The sequence below is a fragment of the Microvirga yunnanensis genome (genome assembly GCF_025460875.1).
The window spans coordinates 1-16,038 of sequence record NZ_JAMXFI010000057.1; the positions used below are offsets into that span (position 1 = coordinate 1).

Annotated in this window: 20 protein-coding genes; 15 read left to right on the forward strand and 5 right to left on the reverse strand. The window is 63.1% G+C overall.

Annotated elements, in window-relative coordinates; translation table 11 throughout:
* The coding region (locus NF876_RS24395; RefSeq protein WP_315975071.1) for a phage integrase N-terminal SAM-like domain-containing protein at window positions 1-166 on the reverse strand (166 nt) is incomplete at its 3' end.
* Between the two features lie 362 nt (window positions 167-528).
* Here NF876_RS24395 and NF876_RS24400 point away from each other — a divergent pair.
* The 4 genes from NF876_RS24400 to NF876_RS24415 all read left to right on the forward strand — a co-directional run bounded on the left by NF876_RS24400 (window position 529) and on the right by NF876_RS24415 (window position 2,642).
* Window positions 529-771: a hypothetical protein gene (locus NF876_RS24400; RefSeq protein WP_262271053.1), complete on the forward strand. Its 243-nt coding sequence runs from the start codon at window positions 529-531 to the stop codon at window positions 769-771.
* The gene (locus tag NF876_RS24405) at window positions 771-1,298 is read left to right on the forward strand and encodes a GNAT family N-acetyltransferase (RefSeq protein WP_373696714.1); all 528 of its coding nucleotides are present in this window, start codon (window positions 771-773) and stop codon (window positions 1,296-1,298) included. The genes NF876_RS24400 and NF876_RS24405 overlap by 1 nt, the downstream gene beginning before the upstream one ends.
* A gap of 71 nt (window positions 1,299-1,369) precedes the next feature.
* Window positions 1,370-1,735, forward strand: coding sequence for a VOC family protein (locus tag NF876_RS24410; RefSeq protein WP_262271055.1), 366 nt, complete (start codon window positions 1,370-1,372; stop codon window positions 1,733-1,735).
* A 151-nt stretch (window positions 1,736-1,886) separates the two neighbouring features.
* The gene (locus tag NF876_RS24415) at window positions 1,887-2,642 is read left to right on the forward strand and encodes a TSUP family transporter (RefSeq protein WP_373696715.1); all 756 of its coding nucleotides are present in this window, start codon (window positions 1,887-1,889) and stop codon (window positions 2,640-2,642) included.
* Window positions 2,643-2,908: 266 nt separating this feature from the next.
* Here the strand turns inward: NF876_RS24415 and NF876_RS24420 are convergent, their stop codons facing one another.
* Window positions 2,909-3,583: a class I SAM-dependent methyltransferase gene (locus NF876_RS24420; RefSeq protein ID WP_262271057.1), complete on the reverse strand. Its 675-nt coding sequence runs from the start codon at window positions 3,581-3,583 to the stop codon at window positions 2,909-2,911.
* Window positions 3,584-3,855: 272 nt separating this feature from the next.
* On the reverse strand, window positions 3,856-4,311 hold the full coding sequence (locus NF876_RS24425) for a nuclear transport factor 2 family protein (RefSeq protein ID WP_262271058.1): 456 nt from the start codon (window positions 4,309-4,311) through the stop codon (window positions 3,856-3,858).
* A 575-nt stretch (window positions 4,312-4,886) separates the two neighbouring features.
* Here NF876_RS24425 and NF876_RS24430 point away from each other — a divergent pair.
* The 11 genes from NF876_RS24430 (at window position 4,887) to NF876_RS24480 (ending at window position 14,921) form a co-directional block, all read left to right on the forward strand.
* Window positions 4,887-6,047, forward strand: coding sequence for an alpha-hydroxy acid oxidase (locus tag NF876_RS24430; protein WP_262271059.1), 1,161 nt, complete (start codon window positions 4,887-4,889; stop codon window positions 6,045-6,047).
* Window positions 6,048-6,056: 9 nt separating this feature from the next.
* Window positions 6,057-7,517: an aldehyde dehydrogenase gene (locus NF876_RS24435; RefSeq protein WP_262271060.1), complete on the forward strand. Its 1,461-nt coding sequence runs from the start codon at window positions 6,057-6,059 to the stop codon at window positions 7,515-7,517.
* 21 nt (window positions 7,518-7,538) lie between these two features.
* Window positions 7,539-8,111, forward strand: coding sequence for a MarR family winged helix-turn-helix transcriptional regulator (locus NF876_RS24440; protein WP_262271061.1), 573 nt, complete (start codon window positions 7,539-7,541; stop codon window positions 8,109-8,111).
* A 126-nt stretch (window positions 8,112-8,237) separates the two neighbouring features.
* Window positions 8,238-9,311 (forward strand): TRAP transporter substrate-binding protein, encoded by a 1,074-nt coding sequence (locus NF876_RS24445; RefSeq protein WP_262271062.1) that lies wholly within the window; start codon window positions 8,238-8,240, stop codon window positions 9,309-9,311.
* 24 nt (window positions 9,312-9,335) lie between these two features.
* On the forward strand, window positions 9,336-9,842 hold the full coding sequence (locus NF876_RS24450; protein WP_262271063.1) for a TRAP transporter small permease: 507 nt from the start codon (window positions 9,336-9,338) through the stop codon (window positions 9,840-9,842).
* A 10-nt stretch (window positions 9,843-9,852) separates the two neighbouring features.
* Window positions 9,853-11,151 carry a TRAP transporter large permease gene (locus tag NF876_RS24455; protein ID WP_262271064.1) on the forward strand — a complete coding sequence of 433 codons (1,299 nt, stop codon included), beginning with the start codon at window positions 9,853-9,855 and terminating at the stop codon, window positions 11,149-11,151.
* A 78-nt stretch (window positions 11,152-11,229) separates the two neighbouring features.
* Window positions 11,230-12,945: a thiamine pyrophosphate-requiring protein gene (locus NF876_RS24460; RefSeq protein WP_262271065.1), complete on the forward strand. Its 1,716-nt coding sequence runs from the start codon at window positions 11,230-11,232 to the stop codon at window positions 12,943-12,945.
* A 139-nt stretch (window positions 12,946-13,084) separates the two neighbouring features.
* Entirely contained in the window at window positions 13,085-13,387 is a 303-nt protein-coding gene (locus NF876_RS24465; protein WP_262271066.1) for a hypothetical protein, read from the forward strand.
* Between the two features lie 60 nt (window positions 13,388-13,447).
* Complete coding sequence (locus tag NF876_RS24470; protein ID WP_262271097.1) at window positions 13,448-13,639, forward strand: WGR domain-containing protein; 192 nt, start codon at window positions 13,448-13,450, stop codon at window positions 13,637-13,639.
* 27 nt (window positions 13,640-13,666) lie between these two features.
* Window positions 13,667-14,377: an IS6 family transposase gene (locus tag NF876_RS24475; protein ID WP_262271067.1), complete on the forward strand. Its 711-nt coding sequence runs from the start codon at window positions 13,667-13,669 to the stop codon at window positions 14,375-14,377.
* A gap of 343 nt (window positions 14,378-14,720) precedes the next feature.
* The gene (locus NF876_RS24480; RefSeq protein WP_262271068.1) at window positions 14,721-14,921 is read left to right on the forward strand and encodes a hypothetical protein; all 201 of its coding nucleotides are present in this window, start codon (window positions 14,721-14,723) and stop codon (window positions 14,919-14,921) included.
* Window positions 14,922-15,206: 285 nt separating this feature from the next.
* Here the strand turns inward: NF876_RS24480 and NF876_RS24485 are convergent, their stop codons facing one another.
* Window positions 15,207-15,515 (reverse strand): Dabb family protein, encoded by a 309-nt coding sequence (locus NF876_RS24485; protein WP_262271069.1) that lies wholly within the window; start codon window positions 15,513-15,515, stop codon window positions 15,207-15,209.
* Complete coding sequence (locus NF876_RS24490; protein ID WP_262271070.1) at window positions 15,515-16,027, reverse strand: heme-degrading domain-containing protein; 513 nt, start codon at window positions 16,025-16,027, stop codon at window positions 15,515-15,517. Before NF876_RS24490 ends, NF876_RS24485 begins: the two co-directional genes overlap by 1 nt.
* Between the last annotated feature and the right edge of the window lie 11 nt (window positions 16,028-16,038).

The window sequence follows — 16,038 nt, forward strand, 5'->3', positions numbered from 1 at the left end:
CGCCAAGGAAGGCGCTGAAGCGGCGGATGGCGCGGATGTAAGCATCCTGGGTGCGTGGGGCGAAATGGCGGATCGTCATGTCGTCGATCAGGCGCTGACGGAGAGGGCTGACGGACGCGTGGGTCATCGGAGGCTCCTGTCCTGAGGGTGGAGGAAACCTCTCCATTCTCAAGCCGGACACGTCCCGGCGTGACCTCTATGATCGTTCCAGACGCCGACAGAGCCGGCAGAGCCTACCGCGGTAGCGGTTTAGTCCTTTGGCACGAGGCGGAAGTACGCAAAATGACAGCTCTGGCAGGGAGCAGCGGACGTTCCTGAAGGGTAGGGGATCGTCGCTGCCTGACCCACTCCGGACCTTCCCGGATCAGTTCTCCCGTCCGAGTCCGTGTTCCATGGCGTACCGCTGCCCGAAAATGCAGTTGCAGGTTACAGTTCTGGATTAGGTTCAGAGGACCCATTAAACGGCTGCCATCCTGGTGCCTTGGTGCTCCCCAATGGTAGCCGATTCCGGGCAAGAGGAGATCTGTCATGTCGAGATTAGCAATCGCGGTTGTGCTGGCACTGGCCGCGACCACCGCCAGCGCTCAAAATGCTCCGTCCGGACAATCGCAGGCTCCGGCTGCGCCGAGCACGAATGGAACAATGCCATTCCTGTTTGATGGACGGATGAAAGGTGATGGTGACCGGCAGGAAAAGCAGGTGGAAAATCGACACCCCGACGCTGGTGCCACCATCGTGCCGCCGAAAGTGAGCCAGCCTGAGCGCAAATGATGCGTGAGATCCTGTCCACTCCTCGGCTCATTCTCAGAGAGATCACCCCGGCTGACCTCCCTGACCTCCATCGCATCTATGGTGACCGGGAGTGCATGCAGTTCTATCCCGCGCCAAAGTCATATCCTGAAACGGAGGCATGGTTTCAGGAGCTTGCCTTCGACAGCTATGCCAACCATCGGTTCGGCCTCTGGGCTGTCATCGGCAGGGATTCAGGCGATCTGATCGGCGATTGTGGGATTACCCTCCAGACTACGCCGGCCGTTCAGGAGCCAGAGGTAGGCTATCATCTCTGGCGCGAGTTCTGGCACCAGGGTCTGGCCACGGAAGCCGCCCGCGCATGTGTGCGCTACGGGCTAGATATGCTCCAGATGCCTCGGGTGGTGAGCATCACCAGTCCCGAAAACCTGTCTTCCCAAAGGATAGCCGAAAAGGTTCATCAGAGACGGGAGGTGTTCACCAGGGTCAGCCGAACCACTGGGCAAGAGGTTCTTCGGTATCTCTATATCACTGACGTTGAGACCTAATTCCATAAAGCGTCTTCTCGGAAATTCTCCTCGAGCTTGGTACAAGGTCGAGCCACTCAATGGGGAGCCTTATGCACATTGTCGGAATGGACCACGTCCAGTTAGCCATGCCTGCTGGCCGCGAGGATGATGCCCGAGCCTTCTATGACCACCTCCTGGGCATCCCGGAGGTCGCAAAGCCGCCGCACTTGGCCGCTCGCGGAGGCTGCTGGTTCGAAAGCGGGAGCGTGAAGGTTCACCTGGGAGTGGAAGAGCCCTTTGCCCCGGCGAAGAAGGCTCATCCAGCGTTCATCGTCCGGGACTTAGCCGCCCTATCGCGACGTCTCGAAGGTGCCGGGTACGAGTTGAAAGAGGATCAACCTCTGGAGGGGTTTGAACGCAGGTATGTGAGCGACCCGTTCGGCAACCGGATCGAGCTGATGCAGCCAACCCGCTGAACCCACCCAGGTTGGGCGGCTTTTAGGTGCATTTCACACAGGGCCTTATCGGAAAATCACTTCCTGCCCTTTGGGAGTGGTGCATGACCCTTGCACCGTGAACCGGAGCTGTTTGACATCACCATCCGAGGTTCATAGTTGAACCATGGTCATGTTCATCGATGGTGTCGGAGCCGCATCCTATGTCCTAGTTGCGGTGGTCGCATTCGTAGCATCGTTGCTCGGCGGTTTCACAGGCTACGGGACAGGCCTCCTGTTACCCCCCGTTCTCATCCCCATTGTCGGCCCGGAACTTGTGGTCCCGATCATCAGTCTGTCTGCTCTGATGACGAATGCGAGCAGGGTGACGGCCTTCCGCACGGAGTTTGACAGGCGGACGGCGATCCTGATTGCCGCTGTCGCCCTGCCGACATGCTTCATAGGGGCCTATTTCTACACCCGCCTGTCTGGACCAGCCGTGACCTTGCTGATCGGCATCATGCTGGTGCTTCTCGTGCCGCTGCGTCGGGTCCTCAAACGGGTGCAAGGGCACCTGAGCCGATCACAGGTTGCCGCTGCGGGAATAGGGTATGGGTTCATCACGGGGAGCACATCAGGTGCGGGGGTTTTGCTGCTGTCGATCCTTCTGGCGGCGGGGCTGCAAGGGGCATCGGTTATTGCAACGGATGCCGGCATATCGCTCGTCCTTGGCCTTGCAAAGGTCCTGGTCTTTCAATCAGCCGGATCGCTGCCACCCTCCGCATGGATTATGGCACTGCTGATCGGCGTGAGCGCGCTACCGGGAGCGTTTTTGGCAAAGCGCATTACCCGAGGGCTATCACATACAGCTCATGCAAGGATCCTAGATGGGGTGGTCGTCTTTGGCGGTCTGCTCTTGATTAGGCAGGGGAGCCAAGCCCTTCTCTAGCTCAGGTTCTGCCTCGTTCCATAAACGGCCTTACCCGAAATTTTCGTCGTAAGCCATTGATGGATAAAGCACGCAATGGTCTCCATTCTCGGAAGGTCTCGAAATGGTACGGGGGTGACCTTAGCCATATTTCCGCAATGGGACTGCGAACCGACCTTCAACGCAGCCAAGATATCATGTTCCTCAAGCAGACTGGGATCGACCGGGGCGCTTCCAGAAAGGGTGTTCTGCGCATTGCCTGAGCCGCTGTCTCACAGCAGATAGGTTCACGGTTTCTCGGCCGCGGCCACGATCGCCGGCATCGGCAATGCGAATGCACCGTTCTGTGCGTAAGTGGTGACGCCCTGGCGCACCGCATCCCGGATGGCCGCCAGTGCCTCTGGCGTCTGCGCCCGGAGCAGGGCGGCCGCCCGAACGGTGCCTTTGAGGATTATGTCGAGGGGCGCGTCCGGCGACACCACCCGCCAGATCTGCGGCACCTTGGCAATGGTCACGGACCCGAAGCCGGCCGCCTGGAGACTGCGCTCGCACTGGGCCGGATCGCCGAACAGGAAGAAGTCGGGGCCCGGCGGCAGGGGAACGTCCATCTGCCCGTGTGCTTGCACGGCGCTGTAGATCAAGCCGAAGCCGGTGCACTCCTGCGGGGAGGCCCAGGTACTGAAGGCCACTCGGCCGGTGTGGCGGAGGACGCGGAACGCCTCGCACAGAAAAGCGTCCGGATCGGGAAAATGCGGCATGCCAAAGTTGCTGATCACGGCATCGAAGCTGTCGTCGGGCAGCGGGAGGGCACCTGCATCGCCGTGGCGGAACTCGATGTCAGGATAGAGCTGCCGCGCTCGGGTGAGCTGGGTTGAGGAGAAGTCGACGCCCACGACCTCGGCCCGCGCTCGGCCGCCGCCGCTGCGACATAGCCGGGCCCCGTGGCGACGTCCGCGACCCACATCCCAGGTCTGACCCCGGTGGCATCGAGGAGTGCCTCAACGGCTTGCGTCGTGAGGGGTGAGAAGAAATCATGGTAGGCGGTGGCAACCTCCTGGTCCGACCAGCCCTGATGCTCGAAGTCACGAAACGAGGTCTTCGGCTCGGTCATCGCAGCCTCCCTCGGCTCAGGATTCTCGAGCGTCTATCTTACCCCAGTGCTGGCAGGTGTGACGAGGATGTCCCGTAGACCGTCTTCTCGGATTTACGCGCCGTACCCGGGCGTCAAGCCAGATCACGGCATTGGCACCGGGATCGGCAGAATGCTCGAGATCTTCCAGCCCTCGGGCGTCCTGACCAGGACCTGGTTCATGAGGAAGCGGGAGGGCTGCGCAGTCTGGCCGGCCGGAGCAATCATGAAGGTGGCAGGGACGTAGAGCTGGGCCACGCCTGGCTGGATCTCGATGACCTTGAGTTCGTCCGCCTTTGGATCGAGCGACCATGTGCCTTGATAGAGCGCCTCGAACCGCTTGAGAGCCGCCTCACGGCCCCAGATCGGGGCCCCTCGGGTGATCCAGAGAAACTGGGGACTGTCGAGCAGCATGTCGCCGACAGCCTTCAAGTCATGGGCATTCTGGGCGGCGACGAACTTGCTGAACTGCGCCTTCACCTCGTCCTCGGTTCCGGCCTGAGCCGAACCCGCGAAGATCATGAGAAATGTCGCGAGTGTGGCGCGTGAGCCTGTCCGCATGGGAGTTTTCTCCGGTGCCAGCCCCAGGACGCATTTTACACCCGATCGAAGACATGCATCAGACCATGACGGGGTACCTTGGCATCATACGCCAGAGACGCCCTGACCCGGACCAGTTGGGCTCTACAGATGGCCTTTCGCGAGAGCGGGAGGAAACCCGTTAGGTCCGAAACTGGCACATCTGAGAAGTTAGGCAGAAAGGAGCTAACTCAGCCAGAGCAGACGGTCGTGAAGGGCAGGGGATTGGCAGAAGATAACCGAGGCCGAGTGAAAATGCGGTTGCCGGCGTGCAGATGACGGGCGCTGTTTCGCGGCGGCCGCGATAGTGCGCATGGGCTGGTGTGTGGCGTCAGGCTTCGAGGGTCCGGCAGATACTTAGTTTGACATCAAATATTTTTAGGGCAGACTACCTATTTCTATAAGGCAGCGCATCGGAAAGCACCTCGGCCGCAATGGGGGCGCCGCACCTAGGGAGGATGAGCGATGCTCGAGAATACCCGCCTCGCAGGGTGGATGCCGGAGGACATCGTCTCTTCATGTCGCCATGAGTGGTCGATGCAGCTTGCTGGTGTGGCGTGAGGACTAAGTTCCACACGGTCGACCAGATGCGGGCAGAGGCCCAGCGCCGGCTGCCACGCTTGGCGTTCGATTTCATGGATGGCGGCTCCGGCGGCGAGCTTGCTCTCAGGCGCAACCGTGATGCCTTCGCGCGTGTCGAGCTTGTGCCGAGGGCCTTGATCGACTGCGAGCGGCGGGGCGCCTCCGTCACGATTCTAGGGCAGCGTTTCGAGTGGCCGTTCGGGATTGCGCCTATCGGCCTCGCGAACCTTGTCTGGCCGGGCGCCGACGAGGCGCTCGCCCGCTGCGCGGCGAAAGCCGGCATTCCTTACGTCCTGTCGACCGCCGGGACGACCTCCATCGAGACGATTGCGTCGATTGCTCCGCAATCCTGGTTCCAGCTCTATGTCGGCCGTGATCAACCCATCGTCGACAGTCTTGTGGCCCGTGCGGATGCAGCAGGCCTGCCCGTGCTGGTCGTGACCGTAGACGTGCCTGCGCCGGGCAAACGGGTTCGGGATCTCGCAAATCGATTTTCCCTCCCGCTCCGTCCCGACGCCAGAATGGCGCTTGATCTCGTTCGACATCCGTCCTGGGCCGTCGCGACCCTACGAGCCGGAGCACCTCGCTTCGCCAACTTGGAACGGTATGGCGACAGGAATGCCAGCCCGCAATCCCTAGCCGCGCTCATGGCCGGCCAGACGTCGGCGCGTCTCGATTGGCGGCTCCTCGGCGAGATCCGCGAACGCTGGCCACGAAAGCTCGTCGTGAAGGGGCTGATGCATCCGGATGATGCGCAGCGGGCTAAGACCCTCGGCATGGACGGCATCGTCGTCTCGAACCATGGCGGACGCCAACTCGAGAGCGCACCGGCACCGCTCGCCGCGCTGCGCGGGATCAGGGCTGCCGTCGGAGACGACATGCCCGTTCTTCTAGACGGCGGCATTCGCTGCGGCGAGGATGTCGCGAAGGCTCTCGCGACCGGTGCCGACCTCGTCCTTTTGGGCCGGGCCTTTCTCTATGGCATTGGGGCTCTCGGGCCGGATCGGGGAGCCGGAGAGATCATCCGGATCCTGAGTGACGAGCTCGACCGGGCTCAAGCCCAGCTGGGCTGTCGCAACCATTCGGAACTGAGACAAGTGCAGATCTGGCGGACCGACGGCAACGGGGCGCATTAGGAGGAAACGATGAACATTCAGACCAATACCCGGATGCTGATCAACGACCTGGATCGGGACGCGTCAGGTGGCCAGACCTTCGAGCGCCTTGACCCGATCACCGGCAAGGTCGCCACCCGCGCCGCAGCCGCGACGGTCGCGGATGCGCAAGCCGCCTGCGATGCCGCGCGCGACGCTTTTCCGGCCTGGTCGGAACTCGGCCCGAACGCCCGCCGTACCTTTCTGCTGAAGGCGGCCGATCTCATGGACCAGAAGGTCGGCGAGTTCACGCAGCTCATGATGAGCGAGACTGGCGCGACGGCCGGCTGGGCCGGGTTCAACGTGAAGCTCGCCGCCAGCATGCTCCGTGAGGCCGCAGCCATGACGACGCAGATCACCGGAGAGGTGATCCCCTCCGACAAGCCGGGCTGCATCGCCATGGCCGTGCGCCAGCCGGCCGGCGTCGTAGTCGGCATCGCGCCCTGGAATGCGCCAGTGATCCTCGGTGTGCGCGCGGTCGCGCTACCGCTCGCCTGCGGCAACACGGTGGTGCTGAAGGCCTCCGAGACCTGCCCCGGCACGCACCGCTTGATCGGCGACGTGCTGCGGGAGGCGGGCCTGCCGGCGGGCGTCGTGAACGTGGTCACCAATGCGCCCGCGGATGCCGCCAAGGTCGTGGAGGCGCTGATCGCGCACCCGGCTGTGAAGCGCGTCAACTTCACCGGCTCGACCCGCGTCGGGCGCATCATCGCGGAAGTGGCGGGTCGGCATCTCAAGCCTGTCCTGCTCGAGCTCGGCGGCAAGGCCCCGCTGATCGTTCTGGACGATGCGGACCTCGACGCCGCAGTGAGCGCAGCCGCGTTCGGAGCCTTCATGAACCAGGGCCAGATCTGCATGTCGACGGAGCGCATCATTGTTGATGAGAGCATCGCGGACGAGTTCGTCAGCCGCTTCGCCGCAAAGGCGAAATCTCTTCCTGCGGGCGATCCCCGGTCGGGCAACGTGGTGCTTGGCTCTGTGGTGAGCCGCGACGCCGTGCAGTGCATCCACGGTCTCGTCGAGAACGCCGTCGACAAGGGTGCCGTCCTGGTGGCGGGCGGGTCTGTCGAGGGGACCGTGATGACGGCGACCGTGCTCGACCGGGTCACGCCCGATCATCGGATCTACACGGAGGAGTCCTTCGGACCCGTCGTCTGCGTCATCCGCGTGAAGGGCGAGGAGGAGGCGATCCGGGTCGCCAACAACACCGAGTATGGCCTGTCCGCGGCCGTGTTCAGCCGCGACATCGCCCGCGCTCTCCGAGTGGCGAAGCGGATCGAGTCCGGCATCTGCCATGTCAACGGCCCGACCGTGCACGACGAGGCGCAGATGCCCTTCGGCGGTGTGAAGGGCAGCGGCTACGGCCGGTTCGGCGGCAGGGCCGGGGTCGCCGAATTCACGGATCTGCGCTGGATCACGATCGAGACCGGCCCGCAGCACTATCCGTTCTAACGACCTAAGCTGGATCGGAAGATGGTACGGGGCAGAACATCGCAGGCGGCGCTGGCGCAGGATGATGTGCCCGCGCAGGAAAACGAGCGCCATCCGCCGGCGGCGCTGACGGATGCCATCGCCTATCACCTGCGGCTTGCGCAGGAGGCATCCTTTCAGGCCTTCAAGCAGCGGGTCGGCAATGCCGACCTGCAGCCGGGGCGCTACACGATCCTGAGCATCATCGCGAACAATCCTGGGCTGACCCCGACCGAGCTCAGCCGCGCCTGCGGCCGGGACAAGTCGACCCTGACGCCGACCCTCAAGGACCTCGCGAAACGCGGCATGGTGGAGCGCCGGCGCCGGGAGACGGACGAGCGCAGCTACACGGTGCATCTCACGCCCGCGGGTGGAGAGTTGCTCAAGACCCTGCGCCGCCATGCCCTGGCTCACGACCGCGTTCTCGACCGCATCGTCGGTCCCGAGAAGCGCGAGGAATTCCTCGAGATCCTCCGCCGGATCACCGACGCATTGTCGGATCCGGAGGCGCCCCGGGTCCAGCGGCCGAGCCCCGTCGCCACCCGCAAGACAGGAGGAGATCAGGCTTCCTCGTGAGCCACGCAACAGGCACGCGTTCTGCTCGGAACGGCCATATCTACGACCGACAAGCTCCCGGCGAAGAGGGGCGGTCCGGGCCTTCCGGCCGTAAGACACGACAATCGAACAGGAGAGGAAACTTCCATGACGCCAACGACCGATCGCCGACGCTCTTCCCTCATCGCCAAGGCGGCGCACTGCGCCGCCTCGCTCAGCGCGCTCGCGCTGGCAGGTGTTTGGCTCGCCGGGGCTGCGGCTCAGGCCCAGGACAAGCCGGTCGACCTCAAGATCTCCCTGTGGGTTCCGCCGGCCCATCCCCTCGTCGCCGCTACCAAGGAATGGGCCGCCTCCATGGAGAAGGCCTCCGGCGGAACGATCAAGACGACGATCTTCCCGGCCGAGCAGCTCGGGAAGGCTTTCGACCACTATGACATGGCCCGCGACGGCATCGCCGACATCACGTATGTCAGCCCGGGGTATCAGCCGGGCCGCTTCCCGATCATCAATGCAGCGCAGCTTCCATTCATGATCGCGAACGGCCGCGAGGGCTCGGCGGCGGTCGACGAGTGGTACCGCAAATACGCTGCCCGCGAGATGAAAGACGTGAAGGTGTGCCTCGCCTTCGTGCACGATCCGGGCTCGCTCCACTCGCGCAAGAAGGTTGTCGCGCCGGAGGATGTGAAAGGCCTCAAGGTGCGTCCTGCCCAGGGGACGGTCGGCGAGATGGTGACGCTTCTCGGCGGCGCGAACGTGCAGGCTTCCGCACCGGAGTCGCGCGAGATCCTCGAGCGCGGCGTGGCCGACGCAATCACCTTCCCATGGAACTCGATCTTCCTGTTCGGCATCGATAAGGTCGTTCAGTACCACATCGATGCGCCGCTCTACACCACGGCCTATGTGTGGGCGATGAACAAGGACAAGTACGAGGACATGTCCACCGCGCAGAAGAAGGTGATCGACGACCACTGCACCACCGACTGGGCCGTGAAGCTCGCAGGGCCTTGGGCCGACTACGAGGCAGCCGGACGAGACAAGATGAGAAGTGCCTCAGGGCACGAGGTCTACCCCCTCACGCCGGATCAGCTCGCGCAGTGGAAGAAAGCCGTGGAGCCCATGACCAAGAGCTGGGCGGAGTCCGTGCGCAAGGCGGGCGCCAATCCGGATGAGGCCATGTCCGGACTCAAGGCGAGCCTCGAGAAGCACAAGGCCGGTCTTTGATCGGCTGAAGCCGGAGAAACAGCCATGCGCAGCCTCGACATCCTCGTCGACTGCATCGAGCGGGTGGCGGCGATCTTTCTCGCCGCCATCACCGCTCTGATGTTCGTCTCGGTCTTCCTGAGATATCTGTTCTCCTGGTCGATTCCGGACAGCTACGACTTCGTGCGCCTCGTGCTCGGCATCGTGATCCTCTGGGGGCTCGCGAGCGTGAGCTATCGCGGCGAGCACATCACGGTGGACCTCGTCTGGAGCTTCCTCCCGAGGAAGGCTCGGAAGGCCCTCGACCTGTTTGCGACCACGGTCACGCTGCTGGCCATGGGCTTCTTTGCCTGGATGATGGGTTCCAAGGTCCTGAGCACACGTGCCGACAACGTCCTCACCTACGATCTGCGGCTCCCAGTGTGGGTCTACTACTTCATCGCCTGGATCGGGCTCGCGGCGGCGGTGCTGCTGCTCGTGGTACGGGTCATCCGGATCGCCACACGGCAGGACGTCGACGAGGACATTCATCCAACCCGGACTGCGGAGTAGGGCAGCCAGCATGACGACCAACACCGTTGCCCTCCTTGGTTTTGCAGCCCTTTTCCTGATGATGTTCCTGCGCGTCCCCGTCGGCATCGCCATGGGCGTCGTCGGGATCACGGGCTTCGGTTACCTCAACGGCTTCACGCCGGCCATGCGGCTCCTGGCGCAGTCTCCGATCAGGACCGTCACGGATGCGAACTTCGCCGTGATCCCGCTGTTTTTGCTTATGGGCGCCTTCGCGTCCACCTCCGGCATGAGCCGTGAGCTATTCCGCGCCGCCAACACGTTTCTAGGACATCTCAGGGGCGGGCTTGGCATTGCGACGATTGCAGCCTGCGGCGGGTTCGCGGCGATCTGCGGCTCGTCCGTAGCCACCGCCGCGACATTCTCCTCCGTAGCCTATCCGGAGATGCGCCGCTACGGCTATCCCCAGAGCTTCGCCACAGGTGTGATCGCAGCCGGCGGCACCCTCGGAATCATGATCCCACCCTCGACCGTGCTGGCAGTCTACGGCCTCATCACCCAGCAGGATATCGGCAAGCTGTTCATCGCCGGCGTGATCCCCGGCATCCTTGCCGTCAGCATGTACATGGCGACGATCACCCTCATCGGATTGGCGCGTCCCGGCTTCCTGCCGGAGGGCCATCGAAGCTCCTGGTCCGACCGCCTGTCAGCCCTGAGGGACGTCTGGGCGGTCTCGCTGCTGTTCCTGTTCGTGATCTTGGGACTCTATGGTGGCCTGTTCACGGCTACCGAGGCCGCCGGCATGGGAGCAGGCGGCGCCTTTCTCATCGCCGTCTTCCGCCGCAAGCTGTCACGGGATGATTTCTGGCGCGGCCTCGTGGAATCCGTCCGGACAACAGCTTCCGTGTTCACGATCCTGATCGGCGCACTCCTCTTCGGCTACTTCCTCACGATCACGCAGACTCCCCAGAAGGTGACTGAATTTCTCACCGGGCTCGGCCTCGGTCCTTACGGCGTGCTGGTCATCATCCTGCTGATCTATCTGGTGCTCGGCTGCGTCATGGACGCCATGGCGATGATCATCCTGACGATCCCGATCGTCTTTCCGGTGATCACGGCACTCGGGTTCGATCCGATCTGGTTCGGCGTGATCATCGTGATGACGGTGGAGCTCGGCCTGATTCATCCGCCGGTCGGCATGAACGTCTTCGTCATCAAGAGCGTGGTGAAGGACGTGGACATCTCGACCATCTTCGTCGGCGTCCTACCCTTCGTCGTCACGGACCTAATCCGGCTCGCGATCCTGGTCGCCTTTCCGATCCTCGCCACGTGGCTGCCGAGCCTCATGTAGGTGTCGGCACCTGAACCCTACAAGCAAGCGGACACGTGGCATTGCCCGCAGCGCCGTCCGAACGACAAGGAAATACCAATGGCCGACCCCTTGAACAATCAAACCATCACGGCCGGTGGCGCACTTCTCACCCGCCTCAAGGCGATCGGGGTGGACTACATCTTCGCCAATTCGGGGACAGATTTCCCGCCCATCATCGAGGGACTCGCGGAAGCTGCCGCCAGGGACCTGCAACTCCCGAAGGCCATCGTGATTCCGCACGAGAACGCCGCGATGGGCATGGCCCACGGTTATTTTCTGGCGACCGGCCGCGCACAGGCTGTGATGGCCCACACCAATGTGGGCCTCGCGAACTGCGCCATCGGAGCCATCAACGCGGCGACGGAGCATGTGCCCGTTCTGCTGTTCTCCGGCCGGACGCCGGTGACGGAACACGGGCGTTTCGGAGCAAGGACGGTTCCCATCGGCTGGGGCCAGGAAATGCGCGATCAGGCTGCGCTCGTGCGGGAGGCCACCAAGTGGGAGTATGAGCTCAAGTTCCCGGAGCAGGCGCTCGAAATCGTTGACCGGGCCTATGCGGTCTCGATGTCCACTCCGAAGGGACCCGTATATCTCAGCCTGCCGCGCGAGGTGCTGTGCGAGCCATGCCCGTCCGAAGGGTTGAGCGACCCGCTCCGCATCAAGCCGGCCGAGGCCTCGCCGCCTGCCACGCGGCTCAAGGATGCAGCGGAGATCCTCGCACGGGCCGAGCGCCCACTCATCGTGGCGCAGCGTGGAGCAGGAGGCGAAGAGGGATTCCGGATCCTGTCCCAGCTCGCGGAGGAATGGGGTATCCCGGTCTGCCACTACTGGGCCATTCAGCTTGCAATCCCCACCGATCATCCGATGTGCATCGGTTCGGAGCCCATGCCGTGGATCCAGGAGGCCGACGCGATCCTCGTGCTCGACTCCTTGGCGCCATGGTCGCCGGCAATCCATGAGCATCCTGAGGATTGCCGCGTCATTCATGCGGGACAGGATCCTCTCTACAGCCGCTTTCCCATCCGCAACTTCCGCTCCGACGTTTCGCTGATGGGCGAGACAGGCGAGATCATCGCGGCGCTGGCGTCTGCAATGCAGCCGTTGCATCCTGGGCGGGCAGAGGCGTGTGCCCGCCGCCGCAAGGACGTAGCGAAGCGAAGCAGGCTCGTCCGGCAGAAAACTCTCGCCGCGGCGGAGGCGAGCGGAACGGAGCGGATGTCGAAGGCCTGGGTGAGCCTCTGCTTGTCGGAAGCCATCAGAGCACATCGCGCGACGGTTCTGAGTGAGCTCGGCTGCCCGCTCGATCCGCTGACCCTCGATGGGCATGGGACTTGGTACCAGGAGCCGCATTCGGGTGGCCTTGGCTGGTCGTTTCCGACCGCCCTTGGCATTCAGCTTGCGGATCCCGGCAGGCTCGTCATTGCAACCATGGGTGACGGCTCGTACATGTTCGCGAATCCGGTAGCCTGCCACCAGATCGCGGAGGCGCTTGAGCTTCCCGTGCTGGTTCTCATCCTCAACAATGCGGAATGGGGCGCCGTGAGGCAATCGGTACTGGGGGTCTACCCAAACGGCTATGCGGCACGCGCTAACGCCATGCCTTTGACCTCCCTGGCGCCATCGCCGGATTTCACCAAGGTGGCGGAGGCAAGCCGTGCATGGACCGCACGGGTGGAGCGGGCGGCCGACCTGATGGGCGTGCTCAAAGCTGCCATCGAGCACGTCACGACGAGGCGGACCCAGGCTCTCGTGGACATCAGCATTGCCCCGTGATTGCTGGTTCCCGACCGTTGGCCCTTCGAAACGGCGCCTGCAACCCGGACTACGCCCAGGGTTCCCATCGAGATCCCCAGCCAAGTTGGGATGAGCCAAGAGGGCGGGATCAATATTTTGCAGCGTCGGGGACGCGCCGATGAACAAGAGACATCCTGTTACGCCACTACCTTTCCGGTTCGAGAACCCCCGCAGCGACGAAGAGATGTTGACCCAGCTTGCGGCCTATCTGCCGGTGATGGTCATGCAGCATAAGACCGAGAAAAAGCGGTGGCGGGCCTTGAAGAAGCTCGAGGAAGAGGAACTACCTGCGGCTCTGGTTGCAATCCACAAGCCGGCCTTTCTCGCCAAGCCGATCCTGGGCCAAGCTATGAACCTTTTCGCTGCCTTCGCAACCGAGGAACTCGGCGCGGAGCCTCCTCCGTGGTGGGGCGAGCCGTAGGGTTCAAGAGCCGAGCGCGTAAAGGACGACCTCCGATCCCCGATCAAGCACCACCTGGTCCTGCACCGGATCGACCCTGAGCAGGGGATCCGGCGCTTCTACAGCCTCATGATCGAGCGGCATCTGTTCGGGACCATGCGCCTGGTTCTCAACTGGGGCCGGATTGGGACGAACGGGCAGGAGCTGGTCGAGATCTTCCTCGACGATCTCGCGGCCGGGGAGGCCCTGGAGGGTGCTGTCAAGTTGGCGTAGGTCCGTTCCTATGGCAGGGTCTCGGGCATGAGCACCACGTCCAACCCGTACCGCGGCTTCCGCTTTCCGGCTGAAATCATCAACCAGGCGGTGTGGTTGTATCACTGCTTCAGCTTGAGCCTCCGTGAGGTCGAGTTGATCCTGGCAGCGCGGGGGATTGTGGTCAGCTACGAGACTATCCGCGAGTGGAGCCTGCGCTTCGGACGGACCTTCGCCAACAGGCTCAAGCGGCGCCGTCCGCGGCCCGGCGACAAGTGGTTTTTAGATGAGGTGTTCGTCCGCATCCGGGGCAAACTGCACTACCTCTGGCGAGCCGTTGATCAGCACGGAAACGTGCTCGACGTCTTGGTCCAGAGCCGTCGCAACAAGAAGGCGGCCAAGCGCTTCTTTCGCAAGCTGCTGAAGGGTTTGTGCTACGTGCCCAGAGTGATCGTGACGGATAAACTCGGGTCCTATGGTGCCGCTAAACGCGAGATCCTGCCGGATGTGGAACATCGGCAGGGCCGATACCTGAACAATCGCTGCGAGGTGTCGCACCAACCGGCCCGACGACGGGAACACCACATGAGGCGGTTCAAGTCAGTCCGGCATGCGCAGCAGTTTCTCACGATCCACACCCCGATCCACAACCACTTCCAACTCCGCCGCCATCGCGTTTCCGCCAGTGAGTACCGAGCCGCCCGCGATCGCGCCTTCCTCAGCTGGCGCGATGTGACCGGTGCTGCCTTGGTTGACTGATTTGAACTGGCCTGGAGGATACGTAGCGACAACTTTGGCGATCCGGCATCAAGTTGACAGTACCCTTCAGTCGCCTGAAGCGAGTAATCGGCACGAGCTTGCGCTCGCGGACGGATCGGCGTCGCAGGACCGAGGTCGCTATCGCCGTTCCTGCCTTGAACTGGATGCTCGCGCTTGGACGCCCGAAGTCCGTCCGTATCGCCTGAATGCGGGCTCGTGGGCCTCAATGCGTGCAGAAGCTGATCCGTGCATCACGGTCGAGCGAGAGGGCTGACCTGCATCGCACCATGTAACATGGACGAATGTCACAGATCCCATTGTCGCTCTCATCCTCGTTTGTACGATGGCCGGCGTCCTGTCGGCCGTCGTCCTGGCCACGCGCATGCAGCGCGATGTTGATCAGATGGAAGCCATCTGGGCCTTGGCCCATCTCGACCCGAGGGTTGGCAGCATCATGGGCGTTGGCGGGGCCGTGCCGCAAGGCGGATCCGTTGCAGCGGCGATGAACGTGGCTTCGATAGCGCAGGCAAGGCGGGAGCCCTGATTGCCTCGGCGAAGTGCGTGCATGCGTTCGCGACATCTGGATGATCACGAGCATAGATTCCACAGGTTATTGCCCTCGACCCATCAGCACAATCGCACCCTGAAGCCTCCGGCGCTCAATCGGCTGCATGTCTTGGACCTTGAGGCGACGCCGAAACTCCTGGGGCTCGGACAGGGTGCAAACACCGTCGAGGGTGCGCCGGTGCGCATCAATGACTTGAGCCTCAGCTCGAAGGTTTCCCACACCACAACCAGTGCGGGCGCACGCGAGGCGATTAGCGACTCTTCAGCTCGGAAGATCGAATACCAGGATCCCGTCCAGCCCACCCTCGGCAGCCGCCACCAGCTTGGCGCCCATCCGGCGATGGTCCTCGTTGGCCTGGTAGGCCTCCAAGGCGGCTGGGCCATCAAACTCAACGATGAAGCCGTGCCGGAACCCTTTTTCGAGCCTCTCGAGTTCCAGGCTTCGCCCTGAGACCACCCGAAGCATTCCGGGGAGGCGCGGCTGGAGAGATTCGATCTCCGCGAACAGCGCCTCGATCTGCGGCTCATCGATTTCATCGCGGAAGCGGACAAGGACGATGTGCCGGATCATCAGATACCCTCCTGCTCAACGGTCTCTCCGATTTGGCTCATCGTAAGCCCGGTGATCGTCGCCCGGACCGCTTCGGTCACCAAACGGTGGTCCTCAAGTTGAGGAAGACCGCTGACAACGACGGCGCCCACACAACCCGTGTCCTTCACGAATATGGGGAAACCACCCCCGGCCGCCGCATAATCCTGCTCGGAAAGCCCGTAACGCTGCAGGAACGGGCGCCCCTTCTGCTCCGCCTCGACGGACATGTAGAGAGAGCTGTGGTGAAACCGTTGCACAAGGGCCCGCTTGCGGCGTATCCACTCGGCATTGTCAGGCGTGGCCCCGAGGAGCGCCGCGAAGAACAGCTGCTGTCCGCTCCTGGAGATCTCAATCGCGATCGGAGAGGAGGCGATCCTAGCGCGCTCGCGGATATGGTTGCCGAGCACCCAAGCAACGTCGGCGTTGAAGGATGGGAACTGGAGCTCCTGTTCCTCTGCCAGGAGCGCATCAAGACTTGGGTTGTCATTCATCGTAGGTCTCC